Consider the following 779-nt stretch of genomic DNA (forward strand, 5'->3'; position numbering starts at 1 on the left):
TATAAGAGCAATTATGGGGCCGACTTTCCCAGCTTGACGGGGACCAATGTGAACGCATATTCACAAAAGAGCTTTGAACCCTCCCCGTTGAACAGGGTATTGAAACAGGCGGCCCCGGGAGAGGCCTGGAAGCTGGGCGGCGGCCATGAGGTGGAGTTCGGCCACGGTCCAAATGTGGCCAATGAGGTACGCCGGTTCTCGGTGACCCTGAGCTTTGCCAATGATACCTACACGCCCACTTTGTCCAACAACGGGTATTACGCCGCAGGCGAGCTTTACAAGAACATCACCAAGGACGAGAACCACACCTCTGGAACGGACCATACCACGGAGGAGTTTGTGGACAAGCAGGGCAGGGTGGTGCTGAAACGGACCCATAATGGTGGGGACCATGACACCTATTATGTATATGACGATTATGGCAACCTCACTTATGTGATACCGCCCAAGGTGACCACCGACAATGTGAGCGCCACGGAGCTCAACGAGCTGTGCTATCAATATGTATACGACCATCGCAACCGTTTGGTGGAGAAGAAGCTGCCGGGGAAGGGCAGGGAGCATATCGTGTACAACAAACTGGACCAACCCATAATGACACAGGACTCCAAACAGGATGCGGCCAATGAGTGGCTGTTCACCCAATACGATGCCTTTGGGCGTGTGGCCTATACGGGAATCGATACGGGCAATTCAAGCTCCAGAACTTCCTTGCAGACCTCGGCCAATGGTGCGGTGAACCAATATGTGGCCAGAACTGCATCGGCGAACAGCTATGC

General features: G+C 54.0%; 1 protein-coding gene. It reads left to right on the forward strand.

All coding sequences use genetic code 11. The features are described from left to right. Window positions 1–779 (forward strand): DUF6443 domain-containing protein (locus tag FOT42_RS18205; protein WP_226789953.1); only part of this gene is annotated, 779 nt, incomplete at both ends.

This window comes from Flagellimonas hadalis (assembly GCF_007785775.2).
Taxonomy (GTDB): Bacteria; Bacteroidota; Bacteroidia; order Flavobacteriales; family Flavobacteriaceae; genus Flagellimonas; species Flagellimonas hadalis.